The organism is Janthinobacterium agaricidamnosum NBRC 102515 = DSM 9628 (genome assembly GCF_000723165.1).
GTDB lineage: Bacteria > Pseudomonadota > Gammaproteobacteria > Burkholderiales > Burkholderiaceae_D > Janthinobacterium > Janthinobacterium agaricidamnosum.
Map to the genome: position 1 here is coordinate 3709010 of NZ_HG322949.1, position 22363 is coordinate 3731372.

Sequence of the window (22363 nt, forward strand, 5' to 3'; positions counted from 1 at the left end):
ATCTACCCCACGTTCGGTAGTTGTACTGAAAAGTCCATCGACGCCTTCATTACGTCCGCAGGAATCCAAACTCGCAGCGCTTTCAGATCAGCCAAAACCGGGACCCAGCGTTCGATCCAAGTCTTGGCGCTCATGAATGCCTGGCTTCTATAGATCGCCACCTCGAGCGCAGTGTAATATGCGACGCAGATAGGGTCGGAAGGATGGGCAGCTGCCATTGGACATGATGGACAGCCGCCGTAATCTTTGCACAGCCGTCCAGGCTGTTGATTTGGTCTTTGCGAGTTGAATGGATCGAGACAAGAGAAACCGGGCGTCGCAGCCCCTTTATCCTCTCCGAACGTTAATCGTCGTGGATCGATCACACCATTGGTATCAAGCCAGCGTTCGCGCAAGACAATGACCTGCCCTATTCGTTCTCGGTAGCGTTTCCTTATACCAGCGCTAGTATAGTGGGTCCACGTTGTCACCGGATTGCCATGATTACCAACTAGACGGGCCGCCTCAAGGCTGCCATCCATGAACTGAACTAGATCCAATATAGTTGGACGTAGCTGACTAAGGTTAAATTGAGATAGTTTATTGTCAGCTATAAATTTTTGAAGAGCTTTCTTCCAGACTGGATCGTTTGATGGAAGTAAAAAACGCTGACCATTCAAGCCGAATCCCTTGGGTCTCTTCGTACCCACTTTTTGAACAAACAAAAACAAACGACCCATGTGCTCTACCGAGACCTCTGGTCTGATACGAGACGTAATATTCTGTAAGCATGAGAGCATTCGTTTTAGGCCTAACTGCGACGAAACTGCTACATCAGGATCAAGCAGGCGCACCAAGTCCTTTGAGGCACGCCCCTTCGTTCCGATAATTTCAATGGCCGGAGAACCTGCCTGTTCCTTTTCAAAAGAGATGTCTCCCCAATCCAAGCTCAATACAGTGTCGGCGTTGAACACTGTCGTTATAGTCAGCAGCAGAACAAACGGAACGAGGTCACGACCTGATGGATAGAAATACGAGCATACCGCTGTTTGGCCGTGTATGCTCTCAATTGCCCAACCCAACGCTGGATACTTGTCGCGAATTACTGGCAGATTTGGAATCGTGCCAGGATAGGCGGCCTCCAGAGCAGCAAGGCAAACCGCCAGATCCTCGTAGTCGCAACGATTGTTATGTACGGATCTTCTGGGATCCTGTAGCCACAGTCGACCTTTCTCCAATAAACTGTTCCGCCCGGAGAATCGCTGCTCAATGATCAGTACCTCCCGCTCTGCAACTTCGATGATCGACAACAGCAGATCGGTGTCCAACACCTCTGTTGGTATCGACTTTCGGTTTCCCCCTATAGGTCCGGGAGGGACCCGCTCGGAGATATACCGAGCCATATCAGCCCAGGGCCCGGTGTCAAGCGCATCCATGATCGATCGCACCGCGCCCAACGCACGTCCAATGGTAGTAGGGTGCAAGGGCTTGCCTCGCTGCCCAGTCTCCCTCAACAGCCTATCTTTAAAGTCTGCCAGTAATTCATCGTCAATCTCGCCAGGATGCAATGTACTAGGCCAATTCATCCCAATATACCCAAAGAAGTAGCTCAAGTTGCCTTTTGCATTTGTACGCGTAGCCGCCGAAACGTTGGAGCCCCAACGTAGAAACGCTTCTGTGAATAGCTGCTGGAGGTTGGGGAAGGCAAGCAGGAAGCTCAAATCTACACGATGCGGCTCACATCCGCCTTTTTGCGGGAATATGGCGGTCAAGATCTGATCGCCAGTTTTAGAGTCCATGCTTTGCTCGATACGAGCGTGTGCAACATACTCGATGCTATGGCCTTGAGCCATCTTGGTTTTCACTTGCGCGACGCTGCTTGCCGCAGATGAGAGCTTCCTGCGTCCGCGCTTCAAATCCTTCCGCGATTCAGGTCTAACAGGCTCCATCGTCATAACCCGAGCATTCTTCTTACGTCGAGCAAGCCTGGCTGGTCAGTGAATATTTGAACATGCGACAGGTAAGTATCGATTGTCGTTTGGAGACTTCGGTGACCGAGTTGAGCTTGTATCCTTTTCCAAGGCTCAGCGTTACCGTTAGCGCGTTCAGCGTGATAGGTCAGTACGGCATATGTGTGACGCAAATCGTGCAACGAGTGTCGCGGCGTCTTATACGTAAATTTCATCCCGGTTTCTGGATCTGTCTTCTCGATGACAGTCACCAATCCGAGAGCCAGGCAGGCCTCCCTAAACATTTTCTGTAATGCTGCGTTCGTAATTGGCTCACCAGCACTGTCGGAGTGCTCAAGACCAAGAAAGAGACGCGTTGTTGAGTGTCTATTCTTGGTCTTAGTCGCCCGCAGTAAAGTAGTCCGTTCGCCTTCCATATACGCCTGTATATCCATGACTAGCCACGAGGGTACCATTACCTGTCTGGCCCTGTTTCCCTTTCCACGCTCTATGGTGAGAGCCATGCCCACAAAAGGCGCAGCAGGGTCAGGGACTAGCGTCATAAATTGCAGCGTAGTTAGGCTGTTGATTTCGCTTAGTCGAAGGCCAACCGCCCATCCTAAATCACTGATTAGGCGATTGCGCACCACGCGCTGGTCACCTTCGCGAGCAGCAGCCTGAGGACCAAGATAACAGAGGAGAGTTTTCAAATCGCGGACTGTCAGCGGATGAATTTTGACGCCTGGACGCATCTTTGGCAGGGCTCGGTCCTTCACGCTGCAAATCGCATTTGCACGAGTATGCGCAAAGGAGTCTCGGTCTATCGGTACCCTATATTCGGCAACATCTGAACTGCCACCGATGTCGCCGTAATAAGCGCCGCGATTCGCACAATGCTGGTAGAACAAACGTACCACGACCATAGCGCTCCTCACACCATCTTCACCATAGCGCCTGCCAGTCTTCGGGCTAATCGATTGGAGATAAGTATCCCTGAAGTCGATACGGTCCTGCTCACTCGCGTCCAGCCAGTCACGCTCAATCGCTTGCAAAAACTGGAACCAACTTTTGAGTCCGTAGGCAGCCTTCTGCCAAGTGTGCGAGCTTGGTGTCGAACCGCACCGCACAAAACGTTCCGTAAGGAATCGAGTTGGCTCCTCGAACAATTCAAATTTGCGCTCAGTTTCCAAAAAAAGAGAAGGCCACCCCAATTTCAAATTCGGATGACTGGTGTAGTTAATGAACATGCCGACCTCTGCCTGAAGAAACATGTTCTCCATATTGTCACCTCATCCGAAATCTATGAACAGACGCACATATCACAGATTAGTCGGAACAACAGAGGAATCAAGTAAATTATGAACAATCTAAAGGTTCATCATTATCAGCATAAATCAACAAATTTGGTCCGTTCCCCCCCTACATAAATGATTTGAAACACCAGTTTACATTTCGTGTTCGCAGCCCCGGTACGGATTCAGCGACACGCTGAACGGCAGATCCGGCGACGCGTTGCGGGTCAGGATGGTCTTGGCGTACTCCTCGGTGACCTGGGTCTTCCAGCTGACGATGGCCTTGCCGTCGGCGTTTTCATCTTCCTGCGCCCAGCCATCGTCATACCCTTCGCGGCCATGGATTTCATAGCGGCCCTGCAAGTTCGACACGGCGCCGCGCCCCTTGCGCCCTTTCAGGGATGGCGGCGGCAGCATGACCTGCCCTTGCATCTGTTCGTCATAGTCCGACATGGCGCCCCCATATACTGTATGCCTATACAGTATACTATGCGGGTATCAGCGCAAGATCAAGTACTGTCTGCGCTCAAACTGGCAGGCTATCTGATGTAGCGCAATTGCTGGGCCACGAAACCGTCGAAGGCGGCGATCAGCGGCGTAAAACGGGCGTTGTCGTTTTCCAGCTGCATCAAGGCGTAGCAGGTCGCTTCCAGCGTCGACAATTGATGCGGCGCATGGGCCTTGCGGATCAGGTAATGCGACCGCGGCGTATCGCGCAGCGGCAGCCGCGGCAGTTGCTGCAGTTGCGGATTCAGGTACAGCATTTTGCGGCTTTTGCGCCACGTCGCGTCCAGCACCACCAGCCGCAAACCGGCCGGCTGGTGCAGCCATGCCGGGTTTAATACGGGCGGAACCGGCATGCCGAGCGACTGGTCGCCAGGGGTGTCCGGGTAGAGCAAGATATTGTTCTTTCCGGACAACAACATTGCCAATTGATCCACTGCAAAGGTTTCGCCAACGGCCAGCTGGCTACCCGGCAAGCTCAGGTGCAGCAAGCGGGCGCTGTTCTTGGCGTTGTTCACTTCCAGCGAATGCTGCAGGATCAGCACTTCCACCAGTGCCGGCAATGTGGCGATCCACTGGCAGATGCAGGCCGAGAGCGGGCGCAGGCAGGTGGCGCACACGGCGCGCCCGCGCTGTGGCGAATTGATTGGAGGCGAACTATCGGGAGTGCTGGAAGTCATTCAGTGGCTACGCGGTTTGCTTGCAAACCGCGATTGTAGCCGCCCGGCATGGGCGGCCACTGATCATCGGCTTAAAACTCTTCCCATTCATCGGTTCCCGCCTTGGCCGGCGCCACGACCTTGCGCGGTGCCGCCGCCGTTCTGGCGCGCACCAGCGCCGCTTGCGGCCGGGCCGGAGCGGCGACCTTGGCCGAGGCGACGGCGACCGCCGCATCCAGCTTGAACAGGCTGACCACGTCGGCCAGCCTGGCCGATTGTTCCTGCATCGATTCGGCCGCGGCGGCGGCCTGCTCCACCAGCGCGGCGTTTTGCTGGGTTACCTGGTCCATCTGGCCGATCGCCTGGTTGACTTGCTCGATGCCGAGCCGCTGCTCATCGCTGGCGTCGGTGATCTGGTTCATGATTTCAGTCACATGGGAAATACTTTGCACGATTTCATCCATGGTGCGGCCAGCCTTGTCGACCAGCGTAGACCCGGCCTCGACCTTTTGCACCGAATCGTCGATCAATTCCTTGATTTCCTTGGCCGCCGCCGCCGAGCGTTGCGCCAGGCTGCGCACCTCGCTGGCCACCACCGCGAAGCCGCGGCCCTGCTCGCCGGCCCGGGCCGCCTCGACCGCCGCGTTCAGCGCCAGGATATTGGTCTGGAAGGCGATGCCGTCGATCACGCTGATGATATCGACAATCTTGCGCGACGAGTCGTTGATCGATCCCATCGTCGTGACCACTTCGGACACCACCGCCCCGCCCCGGCTGGCGATTTCGGACGCGTTGATGGCCAGTCGGTTGGCATCGCGCGCATGGTCGGCGTTCAGTTTGACGGTGGACGTCAACTCTTCCATCGAAGAAGCGGTTTCTTCCAGCGAACTGGCTTGCTCTTCGGTGCGCGACGACAAGTCAAGATTACCGGCGGCAATTTCACGCGATGCCGTGCCCATCGATTCGGTGCCGGTCCGCACCTGGCCGACGATGTTGACCAGGTTATCGTTCATGTTTTTCAGCGCGGTCATCAATTGCCCGGTTTCATCCCGGCTGTCGACCACGATGTCGCTGGTCAAGTCGCCTGCCGAGACGGCTTCGGCCACTTTCACCGCCTTGGTGATCGGCCCGGTGATCGAACGGGTGATCCAGTAGGCGCAGGCAATGCCGAGCACGATCGCCGCCAGGCCTAGCGACAGCAGCAACAGCCGGCCGCTTTCATAACGCGCCTTGATTTGCGCTGCGGATACATCGAGCAAGCGCTGTTCGGTGTTCGCCAGCTTGTTCAGCGCGCCCAGGTACAGATCGCGCTTGGCCGCCATGTCGCCTTCATACAGTTTCTTGCCCAGCTCCATGTCGCCGGCGGCCTTGGCCTTGAACACGGCCTTGCGCACGTCGACATAGGCCTGGCGGGTGGCCAGCACCTCCTTGAAAAGACTGCGCTCTTCATCGTTGAGGGTACTCTTGCCGATCTGGTCCTGGATTTCAGTGGCGCGCGCGGACGACGCCGTCATTTCTTTTTCGAATTGTTTTTGATGTTCCGGGTCGGAGACTTTCCACGCCGCCGCGGTACGCGCCGCGTTCACCTCGATGACCTTGGCCCATTCGGCGATCAAACGTTCATTGGCGACTTTGATATGGACCAGTTCTTCGGTCATGTCGCTGGCGCTTTGCATGCGCACGATGCCGATCGCGGTCAGGGTCGTCAACAGCAGCAGCACGGCGGCAAAACCGCCTCCGAGGCGTACGCCGATCTTGAGGTTTTTCATAAACGTGATTCCTGTCAAGTAAAGCCATGAAAATGCGCCGCCTTCAATCCAGAACGAGGGCCAGCCTGGGTCATCCGGTAATCACACTGCTTGCCATGGGGAAGACCTCCAGCTTCCCCACCCAGCACAACATCAAAAGCGCACCAACTTGGCGCTGGCTTTGATACCGATTGTGAGCGAATCAAGATGACATTGCAATTCTCTGTATGCAGGAAAGCAACACTTTAAGAGGAAATTAAAACAGGAGAAAAATGCCGCCATCGCGGCAGCATTCTTGAATGGAAATCAGTCGTGCTGAGGATAAATCAGCTTGGCGGTATCGAAACCCAGCGCCCGGGCTTTGTCGAGCAAGCGTTTCTGGGTGGCGGGATCCATCGTCGGCGTGCGCGACAGCAGCCAGAAATAGGATTTGTCCGGCCCGCTGACCATCGAGTAGCGGTAATCGTGCGGTTCCAGGTCGAACACGATGTAGGAGCCATAAAAGGGGCCGAAAAACGATACTTTCAGGTAGCCTTCGTCAAGCTTGTCGACAAAATAAGCTTTACCGATGGATTCTTTCCAGACCGAATCGGCAGCCTGGTAACCCCGGTTGACGACTTTCAAGCCGCCATCGCTGCGCAGACTGTATTCCGCGGTGACCTTGCTTAAACCTTTTTCAAAGGAATGGTCGAGCCGCGCGATTTCATACCATTTGCCGAGATATCTGGAGGTATCGAATTGCCCGACCGGATAAATATTGTCGGGCCGGCCAACGCAGCCACATAGCAACAGCGCCATCAGGCACAGTATCTTCTTCATCAATATTTCCTTGCCGATATGGGCTGACGATTGTAGCGCACGGCAAGCTGAAGCAGCCGCACTGCTCGCCTGCAGAGCGGCGCGGCCTCTTGTCACAACTCAGACCACCTTGTTGGCCGCCAGGTCCCAGCCGCCCGAGGTATTGCCGCCGGCGCCGCCGGTCACTTTTTGCTGGGTGTACTTCCATTTAACCTTGGAAAATTTGAAGCCGACCTGTTCGGTCAGGATGTCGCCTTCGTGCACATTCGGCGTGACCGCGCCGATCAGCACGTTCTCGATTTCGATTTCAAAATACTTGATGCGCTCGCCTTGTCCATCGGCGCGCATGAATTCAAAATGCGCCTTGGGTATGGTTTTGCCCGCGGAACAGGTTTGCAGCAAGATCGGCGAGGCCAGGTCGGCCAGTTTCGAAATCACGATATCCTTGTGTTCGCAACGTTCGGCGGTGTGGCCGCCGCCGGTCGAGGCGGTGGCCGATTTCGGCTGCTCCACGCTCCAGCTGACCGATTTGCACTCGATCCAGTCCTTGTGCTTGTCGTCGGTCGACTCGCCCTTGATGCCGTCAATTTGCAGATACACGTCGATTGCCATTATGTGCTCCTTAATGAAACGATCCTCGGGATCGGGAAGTGGCCGGCTCTGGCTCCGCGGCCACGCGGAGGGTACTATTTCAAGCCGCTGAAGGGATCGTTGCTGGCCGGCGCCGCCGGCCTGGCGCTGGCGGCCGCGGGATTCGTCACGGCCGGCCCGGCCGCGCTACCGGCGAGCGGCGTCCGCCTGGCCGGCGCCACGCGTCTTGGCGCCTGTGCTTCCTCGCCCAGGCTGGAGCGCACCAGCTTGGCCAAGTCTTGCACTTCGGAACGCAACGACGCGTTTAGATTGTTTTGCCGCGACAAGTCGGCCAGCGCCTTGCCCGACAGGCGCAAGCCGCTGACGGCGACGATGCTGCTGGCGACCTTGTCGTCCGGGTCGCGCTGCAAGACTTCCAGCGCATGGTTGATCGCGTCGCCATAGTTGCCACGGTCAAATTTCATTTGCGCCAGATGCAGCCACGGCGTCTTGTCGGCCGGGAAGGCGCTGCCGGCGCCCTTCAATATGGTTTGCGCCTGTTCATATTGGCCGGCCTTGCTGGCGGCGTCTGCCTGGGCCAGCACTTTATCGAGGCGAGGCTGGATGGCCTTGCCGGCGCCCGGGTCGGTTGTCGCGCAGCCGGCGAGGCTGGAAAAAATGATGGCGCTGGCGATGCAGGGCAAGAATCGGTAAACCTTCATGTCGGAAATCCCTTTGCTGGAAGACGAATCGGGCGGATCGGGACGGCCGTCAAAACCGCTTGCGGCCAGCGCTTTGGTGGAGGCCATTATCAAGCCGTGGTTTTGATGGCAAATTGCGGTTAATCAGAAAACAATAAGTTCCACTCATCCGCCTGAATTTTCAAACACAAGTCTGATCTGGCGCATAAGCGACGCCGGCGAGCGCGGTTTTTATGGATAAATCCAAGGGCTACGCACGAGAGTTGCGCCGCCGCAAGTGACGTTTGCTACCGATCCGGTCAAATGGCGGGAAGTCCTTCTTTCCCACACTCAAGGAGTATCGCCATGGCAAGTGCGGCAATCCGCTACCAGCAGCGCGCGCTGACAGGAGCGCCACGATGACCCAATTTGTCGAACGGCGCGCCGCGCCCTCGCTGCTCGGTGCGCGCAGCGGCGCTTCGCCGGCCGGCGAAGCGCGCCACGGCATCACGCTGCTGGATTTGATGCATGAAGGTTTTTACTTGCTGTTCTTGCTGAAAAACGGCAGCGGTCCGGCGCACGAAGAAACATTCTTGGAGCGCATCACCAAGTTCCTCGGCAGTTTCGAGCACGACGCCAAGCAGGCCCGTGCCGATGCGCAAGATATCGACGCCGCGAAATATGCGTTTTGCGCGGCGGTCGATGAAATCATCCTCGCATCGCCGTTCGCGGTGCGCCAGCAATGGGAACGGCGGCCCTTGCAACTGGTGCTGTTCGGCGACCAGTTGGCCGGCCAGCATTTTTTCGACCGGCTGGAGGAATTGCGCGCCAAAGGCGCGGTGCGGCTGCAGGCGCTGCAAGTGTTCCATATGTGTTTGCTGCTCGGTTTCCAGGGTAAATATGCGATCGACGGCGGCGAAAAACTGAACTACCTGAGCGCGCGCCTGGGCGATGAAATCGCCCACATGAAGGGCAAGAGCCGCGGCTTTGCGCCGCGCGCGGAACGGCCCGACCAGATCGTCCACAAGCACCGCAGCGACGTGCCCTTATGGGTGGTGTGCAGCGTGTTCGGCTTGCTGGGCCTGTGCACCTACCTTGGCTTGAAGACACACTTGACGCGCACGACCAGCAACACGCTGGCCGCGTACAGCGACCTGGTCAAGCTGGCGCCGCGGCCGGCGCATTTGACGATCACCTTGCCCTGACGCAGTACTGCGCGCACTACTGCGCCACGCGGAATTCGATGCGCCGGTTGCGCGCCCGGCCATCGGCGCTGCCATTGTCGGCCACCGGCCGGTCCGGTCCCTGCCCCGAGACCAGCACATGGTCGGCGGCGATGCCTTTCGAAGCCAGGTAAGTGCGCACCGCTTCGGCCCTGGCCTGGCTCAGCGCCAGGTTGCTGTCGCGCAGGCCGCTATTGTCGGTATGGCCGATCACTTCCACCTTTTTATCCTTCAGCTTCAGCAGGACCAGCGCCATGTCGTCGAGGATGGCCAGCCCGGCCGGCGTGATGCTGGTCTTGCCGATGTCGAATTCGATGATGCGCTGGTCCAGCGCCGCATCGAGCAGGTTTTGCTCCGACGCGCTGACCCGCAAGCCATTGCTGACGATATAGGTCGGGTTCAGGCTGGTGGCGATATCGCTGGCGATTTGCTGGCGCTGCGCCTCGTTGGCGACCTCGCCGCGCACGCTGACGTTATTACCGTCGATTTTCAGCTGGCCGCGTGAAATCAGTTTCAGGTTCGGGCCGATCAGCTTTTGCACATGGCCATTCCAGTTCGGCGGCAGGGCCACCGCGCCGATGCCGATCTGGTCGACCACTTGCTCGCTGCCATACAGTTCGCGCAAGCGGGCCAGTACGGCGGCCTTGGCCGCTTCGTCCGGCACCATGCCGCTGACCAGGATCTGGCCCGGTTTCGGCGTGGTCAATACCGGAACTATCACCGGCGCCTGGGCATGGCCCAGCGCGCAAAATAGACTGGCCACGGCGGCCATCGTCAGCTGTTTCATCATCGTCCCCGCTTCAGGTAAAAGTGGCGCAAAACAGCGCATGGGCCGACGCCAGCGACAGCTGGTCTTGCGCCAGGCAGGCCGACAGATGCTGCAGCGCCGGATCGGCGGCGACCTGGTGTTCGACCCACTCCAGCCGGTCGAACACGATTTGCCGTTCGGCGGCGGCGGATGGATCGATCAGCGCTTGCAGCGCGTGCGGATCGGCGCCGCAAAAGCCGATCACCAGCACCGCGTCGTCCTTGATATCGGTGATGAACAGGACCAGCTCGAAGTCGGCGTGGCGCAGGAATGGCGCGATCAGGTGCAGCCAGAAACTGGCGGCCAGCAAGCGCGCTTCCGGCGCGCGCGGCAAGGGCAGCACCAGGCTTTTTTCAAGCCGCTGGCTGGCGCTGTGGCGCACCGGTTCCAGCAGCATGCCCAGGCCCAGCATCAATTGGCGCAGCGTCACCGGAAAGCCCGGCGACGCCAGCATCGTCTGCAAGCCATGCAGCGTCTGGCTTTCCAGGAAGCCGGCGAAACCGGCCGCGTGAACCGGCGCGCCCGGCGCGATTTCCAGCACATTGGCGGCCAGCGCGTGCAAGGCCGGCCCCGGATCGTCCTGCGCCAGGATACCGGACGACAGCCGCCCCAGGCGCTGCCACAAGCCAGCCAGCACCAGCGGGGAGCATGGCAGGAAGCCGTCCGGTTCGGCCACTTCCAGCACGCTCATCGTCATGAAGGGAAAGCGGCGCTGCGACTGGTCGCTGCTGGCGACGATGCGTCCGGCGATGCTGCGCTTGCTGCGCGTGCCGACAAAGGCGAAATCGAGCGGCGCCATGGCGTCGTAATTGAGTTTCCAGCGCGGTTCGCTGGTCAGCAAATTCATCACTTCGGCCAGCCATTGATCGAGCAAGGTGACCAGCGCGATATTGTCGGCCGCCTTGATGAAATCGCTGCGCGCCGGGATTTTGCCGAAATAGCCGATCCGCACCTGCTGCGGCCCGCGCATCATTTGGCCGCTCCGCTCTCGGCAGCCGCGGCCACCACCGCAGCGACAGACACGGGCTGCGCGCTCTTGCCGACGATGACATCCGGCAGCGTCATGCCGCGAAAGCCCTGGCCCTGGCCCTGGCCCTGCCCGGCGCCATCGCCGACCGCGGCGGCGCCGGCCTCCGGGCTGCTGGTGATTTTCAGGTCGAAGGCCACCGAGGTATCGCCCTTGCTCCAGCGCAGTTCAAATACGCCGCCGTCCTTGCGCTTCTTGGCCGCCGCGTCGATCATGCGTTTCAGGCCGAACGGGCCTGGTTCGTTGAACAATTCCACGCTGCGCCCGTCGGCGCTCAGCGCGCTGATGCGCGCGCCGGGAACACCTTGGGGACTCGGGTGCACCATATTGGTCCATTGCACCGGCGTGCCGTCGCCGTGCTTGTAGCGCAGTTGCTGGCCGTCGATCTCGACCGTGTATTCCTGGGTGCCGGGGGCCGGCGCCGGCAGGATCTGGAACACCGTCTGCGCCGCCGCCGACGCGCTGGCCACGCCGCCGGCCGCCAAGGGCGCGATCCAGCCCGGGAAACGCGCCACCACTTGCGGACTCAGCGTGATACCCATGTCGGCCCAGGTGCGCGCCGCCAGCATATCGCCGCGCCGCACCACCAGCGGCCCCATCGACGCATTGACGAATTTGGCGACCTGCCCTTCCGGCCCGAACAACTGGCCGATCTCGGCGCTGCTGGCTTCGATACCCGCTTTCGGCGCAAATGGATATTTATTGGCCAGCGTTTGCTGGAACGGCTGATATACCTGGGCGCTCCAGGTCTTGTTGACTTCCGCCTCGGCCGGCGCGACGATCACCGCGAACGTCTGCATCAGCGGGCGCACCAGGATCGGCCGCAGCGCCAGTTTCTGGCTATCGCTCATGCCGGTCAGCATTTGCTCATCGATGAATTTCAACGCGTCGGCCAACTCCGAACCGCTGCCTTCCAGCGTTTGCTGCATGAATTGCTTGGCGCCGGGGCCGGCGTCGCCCTGGTTCTTCAACTGGTTCAAGCGGCTGCGCAATTTCGACAGCGTTTCCATGTAGGCCCGCAGCAGCGACGCCTGCTTATCCTGGCTGGCCACCAGCTTGCCGACGCCGGCAAATTCCCGGCCCACCGGCCCCATCGGGCGGGCCGGATCGAGCTGGCTGTTCAGGCTGGCGCCGACATCCGCAGCAAGCGGCGCCGGCGTGCGGCGCAGCACGGTTTCCTTGAACCATTTGACGAAGCCGCCCTCCACCTTGCGCAACCCGGCATTGGCCAGCCCCGGATTGTCCCACGAGGTTTCCTGGTAAATCGTCGTGAAGATCTTGGCGATCGGCGACGACAGCGGATCGCCGAGCCGGTTCATCGCCACCACCGCCCCATCGAAACCGTTCAAGTCGCTGATGGCGACGCCCTGCACGAATTTCTGCCATTCCTTCGCATAATCGGCCTGGTATAAATCGACCAGCCCTTTCTGGATTTGCTCCGGGCTGCCTTCCAGCGTCAAGTCATCGGTGGTGGCGGTTTTCAAGACCCAGTCGGCGCTGTGCAATTCGCGGTTGGACGCCTCCCTGAAGGACTTTTCGATGAATTTTTCCCACGCGCCGCGGGTAAACGTGCCGGGCAGCGCGTAGCTGCCGACCACCAGCGCCTGGTCCGCCTCGCCGACAATCCGCGCCACCGTCACCGACGGGAAGCGGGTCGCGGCGCGCGCCTTGATGTCGGCGTAAATCCGGTCGCGGGCCGGCATGCCGCGCACCACCCGGCGCAGGTTGTCGCGCGCCTGGTCGACCAGCGCCAGCTTCTGTTCGATCCGTGGCCACGACGGATCGCCGAGCTGGGACAAATAAAACGTCATCAGGCGTTCGGCGCTGCGTATCATTTGCTCGCGCGGCATCGTCCCGCGATTGCTGTCCAGCCAGCCGCGCCAGAAACGCGTCATCTGGTCGTTCAAATGGCTGGCTTCGGCATGCGATTGATCGGCCAGCATCAGATAGGTTTTCAGCGCATTGTAGGCATCCTCGACATTCGCCGGCGACGCTTCCAGATAGGTGCGCCGGGCTGGCGGCGCGTCGGTCGCGGCGGCGCGCCCGCCCGTTGCGGGCGCCGCTGGCTGGGCTTGCAGCTGGTCGGCGTTGGCGTTCATGTCGGCCAGCAGCGTTTCCAGCTTACTCACCACCGGCAGCAGCATCACTTGCCGCGCACCGGAAAAATACTCTTCGCGCAGTTTGCGCTCCAATAATTCGCCCTGGTACAAGCCCATGCGCAGGGACCATGGCCGGTCGCTACGGTATTTGTCCAGTTGCTCGATGCGGTCTTGCAAGATTTCCAGCGCGTCCAGCCGAGATTGCAGATCCAGCGTCTTGTCTTGCATGCGCACCACTGTATCGAGGTCGGCCTGGACATTCGACACCAGTTGCCGGTTGCCCAGGTAGGACCAGCTCCAGCCGCCCAGGCAGCCGCCCAGTATCAGCACGGCGCCGAAAAACACCGCGTACTTGAATTGCACCTTGTGCTTGCTGGCATAACTCGACACCAGATCCTTGTCGGCGAAAATCACCTTGCGGAACAGTTCGAGCAAGAAGTAGCCGTGCTGCGCGCCGCGCGACTCGGCCGCGCCCGCTTCCAGGTGCAAGTCGAAACGCTGCGCGATCTGCTTCGACGACGCACTGACCGGCAAGCCTTCCTGCAACGCGCTGGTGAAATAAAAGCCGCGAAACACTGGCTGGAACTGGAACGGATTTTCTTCAAACAAGGTGGCGATGAAGGCGCGCAGCGGCGTGCGGATACTGGAAAACTCCAGCGGGAAAGTAAATACGCCGGGCGCCATCTTGCCCGTGTGGCGGTGCGCCATATTGGCCAGGCTCATTTCAGTCAGGCCGGCATGCAGCTCATCGAAACTCTGGTCGAAAAAAGCCAGCAGTTCACTGGCCGGCACCTTGCGTTTATACGGCATCGTGGCGCCCCACACGCGTTCGCGCTCGCTTCGTTCGGCACTGTCGAAAAACGCGCTGAAACCGGAAATCAGATCGGACTTGGTGAACACGATATACAGCGGCGCAAACACTTCCAGCCGCTCGATCACGTCTTGCACGCGCTTGCGCAAGCTGCGCGCCAGCTGCATGCCTAGGTCGGGATTGTCGCCGCCCAGTTCGGCGATGCTGACCGCGATGATGATGCCGTTGACCGGCGCCTTCTTGCGGTATTTTTTGAGCAAATCGAGAAAGCCGTACCATTCGCCGCGATGTTCGTCGAGCACCGAATAGCGGCCTGCCGTGTCCAGCAAAATGCCGTCGGCGGTAAAGAACCAGTCGCAATTGCGGGTGCCGCCCACGCCTTGCACAATCTTGCTGTCAGCGAAGGGAAATTGCAGACCGGAATTGACGATCGCGCTGCTCTTGCCGGCCGCCGGGTTGCCGATGATCATATACCACGGCAATTCATACAAGGCGCCGGCGCCCGAAGCCTGGCCCAGCCTGGAGGTCTTGATGGTGTCGATGGCTTTCAGCATGGTGCTGCGGATGGCTTGCAACTCTTCGCGCCCGGTGCCATCCACCTGTGCCGACGGCGGCTGGCTGACGATGGCCTGGTCCAGCCCCTGGGCGTCGCGGCGGGCCTTGCGGCGCCGCCAATACCAGGCCAGCAGCCAGACCGCTGCGGCCAGCGCCAGCCCGGCCAGCGCCCAGGCCAGCGCAAGTTCCAGCAATTCCGCGCCGAGATACAACATGATTGCCAGCACCACAAAACCGAGGATGGTCAGGCTGCGTTTGTCGGTCAGGAAATGCCAGATTTTTCGTATCATGGGGTAGGCAGGGTAAGGTCAACGGCAGGAATCAGGCTGGAACACCAGGTTCAGGCAATGTTGACACCAATAAAGCGCTGCTTTCTTGAGATGAAACAAGCATTTGGCAGTGCAAGATTTCCTCACTTACATAGCCACATTGATACTGGTCAATCTCCCTGTCACTGGCGTCAAGCACATGCCGCGCGCGCACTAGAATGGCTACGCGCGATGAGGGCAAGCTATCTGGAACGCGGCATCATCGCGCGCCCCTTCTGCAATTTGCGCAATTCAATATGGCCGAAATCCCTGATCGACCAGCGTCCGCCCCACTGCAAGCCGGCCGCTTCGGCCAGCCCGCCATACAGCCGGTAGCCGCGCATGGTCCATGGATCTTTTTCAGACATCAGCAATTGTCCGTGACGCAGGAAAGCGCAATCGGCGGCCAGGCCGTACTGGTGGTAACTCTGGAATGCGGCGGCGCCGGTGACGCCACTGCCGCGTGTAGCAAGCAACTGTTGCCTGAACGGACTGCGATAGCCTTCCAGCAAAACCATGTCATAACCGTGGACTTCCTTCATGATCTTGAATACCAACAAAAGGCGCTGTTCAAAATCATGATCGAGCAATTGCCAGTTGCGATTCGCTTCAAGCAGCCTGGGCAATACCGGCGCCGGCGTCCTTTCAAGACGCCAGTCCAGGTCGGCGAAAAATCGCCGCGGCGGCGATGGCGGCGGCGCCAGTGGCGCTTCTTGTACCTCTTGCGCTTGCGGCAACGGGCGCAGAGTCCGTGCCTGATCGATGCTGCCGTGCCATTGCCAGGCCAGGATAACCACAGTACCGACAAGCAACATCAAACACTGCCAGCGCGTGGCTCGTTGCGGGCGCAAGCCCAGATTGACCATCGCGCACCGTGCCGCAAAGCGGCCGGCAGGCGACAGCAACAGCCAGCCGAAAAAAGCGGCGGCCAGCACATACATCAGGATCAGCACAGTCAGCACGCGGCGCTCCGCTATCGCTTAAGGATTGCTTCATCGTAGGCCGATTACACAGTCGCATGAAACGCCACATCAAATCCGATCCAGTTTGGAGGTGATATTTTGCAATCGTTTAAAGACAAGGCGCCGCGCCACGGCGGTCCCGACTTGCTGGCCGGCGGCGGCAAACATCAGCGCCCGGCCTCGGAAGGCAACCGCATCCTGGCCAATCTGGAACATGGCCCCGGCCTGATTCCCGGCACCGCGGCGATCCGCTACCGGCCCGGCCGCACCGCGCTATTGAGCGCCGGCGTGTTATTGATGCTGGGCGTGGTGAGCTGGCTGTCTTACCAGCAAGCGGTGGCGCCAACGCCGCTGGTACTGGCCAGCACGCCGCTACGCGATGCCCGGCCCTCGCCTGCCCCGGTGCCTGCGCCGACAGCGGAGCCAGAGGTGCAGGCGGCCGCGATCATCAATGAAACGCCGCCGGCAAGAGCGGCAACGCCGGCAAAAGCCGCGCCAGCGCCAGTGAAAGTGGCGCCATCGGCCGCCCCCGCGGCACGGCCATCGCCGCCATTGCCGGCCAGACGCGGCGGCGCGGCGCCCGACAGCGACGTCGCGCTGCTATCGGCGATGGTGGCGCACGCCAACGGCCAGCCGCCGCCAGAAGGAAGCAAACGCGACGTGGTGCTGCGCAAGGGGGACGAAAGCACCGAGTCGCTGTTACAGCGCTGCAAGGAACTCGGCTTGATCGAGGGCATGTTGTGCCGCTCGCGCATCTGCGCCGGCCGCTGGGATAGCGACCTGGCTTGCCGCTGAGCGTGCTTCAGAGGGCGGCCGGCACGGACGCCAGTTGCCCTTGTAAAAAATTAGCCATCAGCGCCAGCAGCGCGTCGGGCTGTTCCTGGTGCGGCGCATGGCCGCACTTTTCGATCATTACGGGGGTGGCGTTCAAGGCCAGCCGGGAAATCGTATCGACTTGCGCGGCAGAACCGTATTGATCTTCGTTGCCCTGCACCACCAACGCGGGACAGACGATCGATGGCAGCAGGTATTCGATATTCCAGAATTGAAAACCAAAGGTTTGCCAGGTCAGCGACCACGCCTTGAACAGGGTTTCGGTCTTGTCGCCATGATATTTTTCCAGCGCGCGCAGCTTGCCGGCGTCGAAGGCGGCATCGGCCGCGCGGATGCCGGCCAGCGTTTCCGCTTCGACAAATACGTGGGCCGCTTCGGTAATCACGCCACGCAGGCGCGGCGGCCGTTCGGCGGCATGGATCAGCGCGATGCTGCCGCCGTCGGAATGGCCGATCAAGAAATATTCCCTGCCCGGCAGCACATGTTCCAGCAGCGCCGGCAATTCGCGCAAGGCGTAATCGTGCAGATAATGAATATTGCGGCCGGCCGTCAGCGCCGATGACTGGCCATAACCGTGGCGGTCATACACCAGCCCGGCGCAACCGGTGGCCTGGCACAACCGCGCCGGAAAGTCCTGCCACATGGCGGTACAGCCCAACCCTTCGTGCAAGAACACCAGCCAAGGTTGCCCCGGCTGGCCTTCTATCAATTGGTAATGAATCGCTTGCGTCGCATCCAGGGTCAAAATAGGCATGGGTCGAGAGCTGCATCAATGTGGCGATACCCTTATTGTGCCATTGCTGGATACAACACGCCGTTTATTCCGGCCGCAACGGCAAGCACATGCGCAAAACACAAGCCGTCCCGGTGCTGTCGAGCAAACTCCTGCCCGGTCGCGACCAGCGCGGCTTCGCGGTCAGTTCGGCAACTAAATAACGCCGTGAAATTGAGTCTGCACACTGCTTGCGGCAGCGCAAATCGACTGCGCAAAAGCCGCGTGCCAAGCCACTTCTTTAACGTTCGGCGTCCTAGAATCAGTCATTATTTTTCGCCGGCCGGGTTCGGGGAAAAATATAGCAATCCTCATCGGCTGGGCATTACAGGACGGGGCGTACGGCATCCCGACGACAGGCGGAGCACATCACAAGCATCTCAAGCGAGGTTATCATCATGGAGACTCAAGAAAAGGCTGCCGGCAGCAATCTGGCCGAAAAGATCAGCGAGCAACCGGAATTGCAAAAATCGGACGGTGCGGGCGCACAAGCAGCCAACCTGAGCGGGGCATCGTTCAGCACTTACTACACTTGGCGCGCCAACGGCGTATTCCATGCCGTGCCGTTTGCCAATGCATCGATCCATCCGAATTCGCGCGTGTTCGTCAACATCAGCGAATTCAGCACGGACGCCCAGCACCGCTTCATCGGCAGTGCACGCATGGCGGTGTACAACATCGCACCGTTCGAAGGCGGCTTTTACGCCTGGGTAGAAATTTCGTGGAGCAGCCCGCTCAATATCCGTTTTGACGTGCTGGTCGATCCTTGATCAGACCGCGGCGCCTTGTGATCTTTCGCAGGGCGCTTTTTTACCGCTTTTTTCGTGTTTCCTGCCCTGCATGAAGCCCCCTTCTGCACACCATGCGCATTGACAAATTGAGCAACAAAAACTAGACTCGCTGGATGAAAATCCAAATGCGAATAGTTATTATTTACTTGGCCAACATGTTGAAGTGCGGTTCAGGCATGTTGCTGTGTTCCATATTGCTGGCAAATCCCGCCATGGCGCAAGCCGTCGCGCCGGAACATAACGCCCGACAATTATGGCAATTGATCGACTATGTTGCAGTCGACTATGGCGGCGCGGTTGCCAATGGCGCTGTTGCCGACCAGGGCGAGTATGCGGAAATGCTCGACTTCACCGAGAACGCGACCAGGCAGGTATCGCTGCTGCCGGCGCATGCCTCGCAAGCGAACATAGCCGCCGCGATTGGCGCACTGCGCGCGGCCGTCGTGCGCAAGGCCGATGCGGCTGAAGTGGCGCGGCTGGCGCACCACGCCAACGACTTGCTGATCGCCGCCTACCCGATACCGGTGGCGCCGAAAATCTTGCCCGACCTGGCGCGCGGCGCCGTGCTGTACGCGGCCCAATGCGCCTCCTGCCATGGCGCGCTGGGGGCCGGCGACGGCCCGCTGGCGGCCAGCCTGGAACCGAAACCGATCGCCTTCACCGACCGCGAACGGGCCGCCTCGCGCAGCGTGATGGCGCTGTACCAGGTCGTGTCGCAAGGCGTGGAAGGCACTTCGATGACCAGCTTTGCGGCGCTGCCGGACGCCGACCGCTGGGCGCTGGCATTTTTCATCGGCAGCCTGTCGCACGACGATACGATGCGCGGCCACGGTCAGCAACTGTGGCAAAAAAATGCCGCACTGAAAGGCAACTTCCCCGACATGGCGGCACTGACCACGCTGACCGAAACGGCCGCCGCAGCGGCCATCGGCCACGACGACGCGCGCGACGTGATCGCCTATCTGCGCACCCATCCGGGCGCGGTCGACGCCGGCAAGCCGGCCGGACTGGCACTGTCCCGCTTGCGGCTGCAGGAAAGCCTGGCGGCGCTGCATGCCGGCGACCGCGCGGCGGCCACCAAGCTGGCCCTGTCGGCTTACCTGGATGGCTTTGAACCGATCGAACCGATGGTCGGCGCACGTAACAAAGGACTGCTGGTCGCGGTCGAAGATGCGATGCTGGCCTACCGTTCGGCGGTCGCCAAAGGCACGCCGGACCAAGTGACGGCGCAAGCCGCCAGACTGGACCGGCTGTTTGCCCAGGTCGACGCCGAAATGTCGTCCGGCCAGGCATCGCCGATGACCACCTACATCGGCGCGCTGACGATCTTGCTGCGCGAAGGCGTCGAAGCGCTGCTGATCGTGATCGGCATCATCGCCTTCCTCAAAAAGGCCGAACGGCGCGACGTGCTGCGCCACGTGCACGCCGGCTGGATAGGCGCGCTGGCCGCCGGCGCGCTGACCTGGGCCGTCGCCACCTACCTGGTCGAAATCAGCGGCGCCAGCCGCGAAGTGACCGAAGGCGTCGGCTCGGTATTTGCCGCGCTGGTCTTGCTCAGCGTCGGCCTGTGGATGCACCAGAAGAGCAGCGCCGGACGCTGGCAAGCCTACCTGACCGAGAAACTGTCGGCCGCGATGAACCGCCGCTCGGCGTGGGCCTTGTTCGCGCTGTCCTTCATCGCCGTGTACCGCGAAGTGTTTGAAACCGTGCTGTTTTATTCCGCGCTGGCGGCGGACGGCAACGGCATGGCCTTGCTGGGCGGCTTCCTCAGCGCCGTCGCGCTGCTGATGGTGATCGCCTGGGCGCTGCTGCGCACCAGTGCGCGCATGCCAATCGGCAAGTTCTTCTCGTACACCTCGGTACTGGTGGCGGTGCTGGCGGTGATCTTGATCGGCAAGGGCATGGCCGGCTTGCAAGAGGCTGGCTGGGTCGGCGTGAATCCGGTCTGGGCGCCACGCATCGATATGCTGGGTATTTATCCGAGCGCCGAAACGCTGATCGCGCAATGCATCGTGCTGGCGGTCGCCTTGAGCGGCTTCGGCATCAACCTGTTCAGCGCCCGCAAGACCGGTAAAACCAGCACCGCCTGATCCGCGTCCCGCTTCAAGCCACCGCAACAGGGGCTGCGTGCAAACGCAGCCCCTGTTTGCTATCGTCTTCCCTCTCCAAGGCACAACCGAGGTCGTGTGAAACTTGCCCAATAGCAATTTGCAAGCTACCATCCCACTGCAAGTTAAACACCTTAGGAAATTATTTTCATTTTGGAAATAATCTAACTTGTATTCGTTCATGAGGAGGAACATCCGTGCAATCCAGAAGAAATTGGCTCCATCAGAAATGGGCGGTGGCCGCAGCCGTCTTGATGACCTGTATGCCGTTCGCCCAGGCCCAGTATGTCGGCGTAACTTTCGGCTATAACTACACCAAGGAAACCGAGATCATCGGCCCGGATACGGGGACCTATAACACGCCGCTGTACAACCCCGACCCGAAAAATCCCGATGGCACCTGGGACGCCTGGGTACGCGAGCTGGGCGAGGCCGGCGTCGATTTCGTCGCGCCGAATGTGCGTGGCGCTTATCCGTTCACCAACTGGAGTCCGGCCGGCATGGCGCCGATCGTCAAGGCGCTGGCCAAGACCGGGCTGGACAGCCAGATCAAGGTGGCGCTGTTCGACGACAATGCCGCCTCGTGGAAGGCGCAATGGAACCAGGCCAACCATAATTCACTGCCATTCGACATCGGCAACCCGGCCAACTGGACCTATATTTACGACACCAACTACAAGGTGTTTTTTGACACCATTCCCGACGCCAACCGCTTCAAGATCGACGGCCGGCCGGTGATCATCATCTGGACCGGCAATGCGGCCACGGTCGGCAACGAGCAGGGCAATTACTCCAGCGCGATGAAGTATGTGCGTCAAAAGTGCATGCAAGACTTTGGCTTCAATCCCTACATCATCGTCAATACCGACGCACTGAAAAACGACACCACGCTAGCCGCGGTGGTCGATGCGGCCCATGCCTGGTCGGGTGGCGGCACCTGGACACTGACCAACGTCAACCGCACCAAAATCGGCGTGGCGTTTCCCGGCCTGTTTGCGCCAACCTCCCCCACCTTCAGGGATCCCGACCATGGCCGCACCTTCGATACGGCCTTGAAGAATACGGTCGATGCCGGCGCCCTGCTGACGCTGGTCGAAGGCTTCACCGATTTCCTCGAGAACGCATCGGTGTTTCGGGTCCGCAACCTCGACGCCGACGGCAAGCCGCTGACATATCAAGACACGCTGTACGATTATCCGAACCAGCGCATTAATATCCTGCGCGCGCATAGCCGGAATCCATTTTCCGCCGACCTGAAGTTCGCGGCGGCCGGCGCCGATTATTTCGGCGGCGCCAACGGCGGCAATGGCAAGACCAACTTCTACCGCAATGGCAACATCGCCATCGAACCGACCCGCGATGTGGGCGGCGGCGTCAACGTGGGCTCGATGCAAAACGGCGAGTGGCTGGAATGGGAACATGTACCGGTCAAGGCCGGTTCGCATTTCCAGGTGCGGATCGCAACGCCTAGCTCCGGAAGAAAAATGCACTTTGTCATCGACGGTGTCGCGCAAGCTCCGCAAACGCTGCCCAGCACCGGCGGATGGCAAAACTGGGTGACCTACGATTTCGGCAATCTGGGCATCGACGCCGACTCGTACCACACCGTCCGTATCGTTTTCGATAACGGCGGTATCAACTTCAACTGGTGGAAGTCCTGATAGAAAGATACGCCCGGGCCTTCAGGTCCGGGCATTTTCATCACCGGCCTCAACTGCGAGATCCGCCCTCCTTCCCTCGGGTTGCCCTGACACACGTGGTAGCCTGTCGCGCGGCTTTGAATTCACGGTTGAACTGCTGTCCGACAAGACCACGCTGGAACTGAAGCAATTGCAAGGCAAGCTGCTGAGCGTGGAACTGGTCCGGCAGGACGGCAGGACGGCAGG

The 22363-nt window shown here is 60.0% G+C and carries 17 protein-coding genes and 1 pseudogene; 5 read left to right on the forward strand and 13 right to left on the reverse strand.

The features are described from left to right. Positions 1-2: 2 nt before the first annotated feature. From GJA_RS15785 to GJA_RS15820, 8 genes and pseudogenes are all read right to left on the reverse strand, one after another. Entirely contained in the window at positions 3-1934 is a 1932-nt protein-coding gene (locus GJA_RS15785) for a hypothetical protein (protein WP_038493938.1), read from the reverse strand. Next, positions 1931-3208, reverse strand: coding sequence for a tyrosine-type recombinase/integrase (locus tag GJA_RS15790; RefSeq protein WP_242404555.1), 1278 nt, complete (start codon positions 3206-3208; stop codon positions 1931-1933). Before GJA_RS15790 ends, GJA_RS15785 begins: the two co-directional genes overlap by 4 nt. A gap of 174 nt (positions 3209-3382) precedes the next feature. Continuing rightward, positions 3383-3673: pseudogene (locus GJA_RS15795) on the reverse strand (PA0069 family radical SAM protein); the annotation flags it as partial. Between the two features lie 86 nt (positions 3674-3759). Beyond that, positions 3760-4404 carry a tRNA-uridine aminocarboxypropyltransferase gene (locus GJA_RS15800; protein WP_081905446.1) on the reverse strand — a complete coding sequence of 215 codons (645 nt, stop codon included), beginning with the start codon at positions 4402-4404 and terminating at the stop codon, positions 3760-3762. 71 nt (positions 4405-4475) lie between these two features. Then, positions 4476-6152, reverse strand: a complete 1677-nt coding sequence (locus tag GJA_RS15805; protein WP_038493941.1) for a methyl-accepting chemotaxis protein — start codon at positions 6150-6152, stop codon at positions 4476-4478. Between the two features lie 285 nt (positions 6153-6437). After that, on the reverse strand, positions 6438-6950 hold the full coding sequence (locus tag GJA_RS15810) for a lipocalin family protein (protein WP_038493943.1): 513 nt from the start codon (positions 6948-6950) through the stop codon (positions 6438-6440). A gap of 99 nt (positions 6951-7049) precedes the next feature. Then, positions 7050-7541, reverse strand: coding sequence for an Hcp family type VI secretion system effector (locus GJA_RS15815; protein WP_038493946.1), 492 nt, complete (start codon positions 7539-7541; stop codon positions 7050-7052). 74 nt (positions 7542-7615) lie between these two features. Continuing rightward, complete coding sequence (locus tag GJA_RS15820; RefSeq protein WP_242404556.1) at positions 7616-8308, reverse strand: tetratricopeptide repeat protein; 693 nt, start codon at positions 8306-8308, stop codon at positions 7616-7618. 290 nt (positions 8309-8598) lie between these two features. Between GJA_RS15820 and icmH the strand changes: the two genes are divergently transcribed. Beyond that, complete coding sequence (icmH, locus tag GJA_RS15825) at positions 8599-9384, forward strand: type IVB secretion system protein IcmH/DotU (RefSeq protein WP_038493948.1); 786 nt, start codon at positions 8599-8601, stop codon at positions 9382-9384. A 16-nt stretch (positions 9385-9400) separates the two neighbouring features. On the opposite strand, the gene GJA_RS15830 is transcribed toward icmH, so the two are convergent. From GJA_RS15830 to GJA_RS26810, 4 genes are all read right to left on the reverse strand, one after another. Next, entirely contained in the window at positions 9401-10189 is a 789-nt protein-coding gene (locus GJA_RS15830; RefSeq protein ID WP_038500049.1) for an OmpA family protein, read from the reverse strand. 13 nt (positions 10190-10202) lie between these two features. Then, positions 10203-11183 carry a type VI secretion system-associated protein TagF gene (tagF, locus tag GJA_RS15835; RefSeq protein ID WP_038493951.1) on the reverse strand — a complete coding sequence of 327 codons (981 nt, stop codon included), beginning with the start codon at positions 11181-11183 and terminating at the stop codon, positions 10203-10205. Further along, positions 11180-14992 carry a type VI secretion system membrane subunit TssM gene (gene tssM, locus GJA_RS15840; protein ID WP_174525980.1) on the reverse strand — a complete coding sequence of 1271 codons (3813 nt, stop codon included), beginning with the start codon at positions 14990-14992 and terminating at the stop codon, positions 11180-11182. The genes tagF and tssM overlap by 4 nt, the downstream gene beginning before the upstream one ends. Before the next feature lie 221 nt (positions 14993-15213). Continuing rightward, a complete protein-coding gene (locus tag GJA_RS26810; RefSeq protein WP_038493954.1) occupies positions 15214-15972 on the reverse strand; it encodes a M15 family metallopeptidase in 759 nt (252 codons plus the stop codon). 99 nt (positions 15973-16071) lie between these two features. Between GJA_RS26810 and GJA_RS15850 the strand changes: the two genes are divergently transcribed. Next, a complete protein-coding gene (locus GJA_RS15850; protein WP_051780961.1) occupies positions 16072-16767 on the forward strand; it encodes a hypothetical protein in 696 nt (231 codons plus the stop codon). A gap of 7 nt (positions 16768-16774) precedes the next feature. On the opposite strand, the gene GJA_RS15855 is transcribed toward GJA_RS15850, so the two are convergent. After that, positions 16775-17560 carry an alpha/beta fold hydrolase gene (locus tag GJA_RS15855; protein ID WP_038493957.1) on the reverse strand — a complete coding sequence of 262 codons (786 nt, stop codon included), beginning with the start codon at positions 17558-17560 and terminating at the stop codon, positions 16775-16777. Positions 17561-17976: 416 nt separating this feature from the next. On the opposite strand from GJA_RS15855, the gene GJA_RS15860 reads away from it, so the two are divergent. The 3 genes from GJA_RS15860 to GJA_RS15870 all read left to right on the forward strand — a co-directional run bounded on the left by GJA_RS15860 (position 17977) and on the right by GJA_RS15870 (position 22138). Continuing rightward, a complete protein-coding gene (locus GJA_RS15860) occupies positions 17977-18348 on the forward strand; it encodes a hypothetical protein (protein ID WP_038493960.1) in 372 nt (123 codons plus the stop codon). Positions 18349-18581: 233 nt separating this feature from the next. Then, a complete protein-coding gene (locus GJA_RS15865; protein ID WP_242404557.1) occupies positions 18582-20459 on the forward strand; it encodes a cytochrome c/FTR1 family iron permease in 1878 nt (625 codons plus the stop codon). Positions 20460-20731: 272 nt separating this feature from the next. Then, positions 20732-22138: a DUF5010 domain-containing protein gene (locus GJA_RS15870; protein ID WP_082771760.1), complete on the forward strand. Its 1407-nt coding sequence runs from the start codon at positions 20732-20734 to the stop codon at positions 22136-22138. The last annotated feature ends 225 nt before the right edge of the window (positions 22139-22363 follow it).

Coding starts and splice junctions, on each gene's coding strand:
- GJA_RS15785 (WP_038493938.1), bottom strand. CDS start 1,934: ATGACGATGGAGCCTGTTAGACCTGAATCGCGGAAGGATTTGAAGCGC.
- GJA_RS15790 (WP_242404555.1), bottom strand. CDS start 3,208: ATGGAGAACATGTTTCTTCAGGCAGAGGTCGGCATGTTCATTAACTAC.
- GJA_RS15800 (WP_081905446.1), bottom strand. CDS start 4,404: ATGACTTCCAGCACTCCCGATAGTTCGCCTCCAATCAATTCGCCACAG.
- GJA_RS15805 (WP_038493941.1), bottom strand. CDS start 6,152: ATGAAAAACCTCAAGATCGGCGTACGCCTCGGAGGCGGTTTTGCCGCC.
- GJA_RS15810 (WP_038493943.1), bottom strand. CDS start 6,950: ATGAAGAAGATACTGTGCCTGATGGCGCTGTTGCTATGTGGCTGCGTT.
- GJA_RS15815 (WP_038493946.1), bottom strand. CDS start 7,541: ATGGCAATCGACGTGTATCTGCAAATTGACGGCATCAAGGGCGAGTCG.
- GJA_RS15820 (WP_242404556.1), bottom strand. CDS start 8,308: ATGGCCTCCACCAAAGCGCTGGCCGCAAGCGGTTTTGACGGCCGTCCC.
- icmH (WP_038493948.1), top strand. CDS start 8,599: ATGACCCAATTTGTCGAACGGCGCGCCGCGCCCTCGCTGCTCGGTGCG.
- GJA_RS15830 (WP_038500049.1), bottom strand. CDS start 10,189: ATGAAACAGCTGACGATGGCCGCCGTGGCCAGTCTATTTTGCGCGCTG.
- tagF (WP_038493951.1), bottom strand. CDS start 11,183: ATGATGCGCGGGCCGCAGCAGGTGCGGATCGGCTATTTCGGCAAAATC.
- tssM (WP_174525980.1), bottom strand. CDS start 14,992: ATGATACGAAAAATCTGGCATTTCCTGACCGACAAACGCAGCCTGACC.
- GJA_RS15855 (WP_038493957.1), bottom strand. CDS start 17,560: ATGCCTATTTTGACCCTGGATGCGACGCAAGCGATTCATTACCAATTG.
- GJA_RS15860 (WP_038493960.1), top strand. CDS start 17,977: ATGGAGACTCAAGAAAAGGCTGCCGGCAGCAATCTGGCCGAAAAGATC.
- GJA_RS15865 (WP_242404557.1), top strand. CDS start 18,582: ATGGCGCAAGCCGTCGCGCCGGAACATAACGCCCGACAATTATGGCAA.
- GJA_RS15870 (WP_082771760.1), top strand. CDS start 20,732: ATGACCTGTATGCCGTTCGCCCAGGCCCAGTATGTCGGCGTAACTTTC.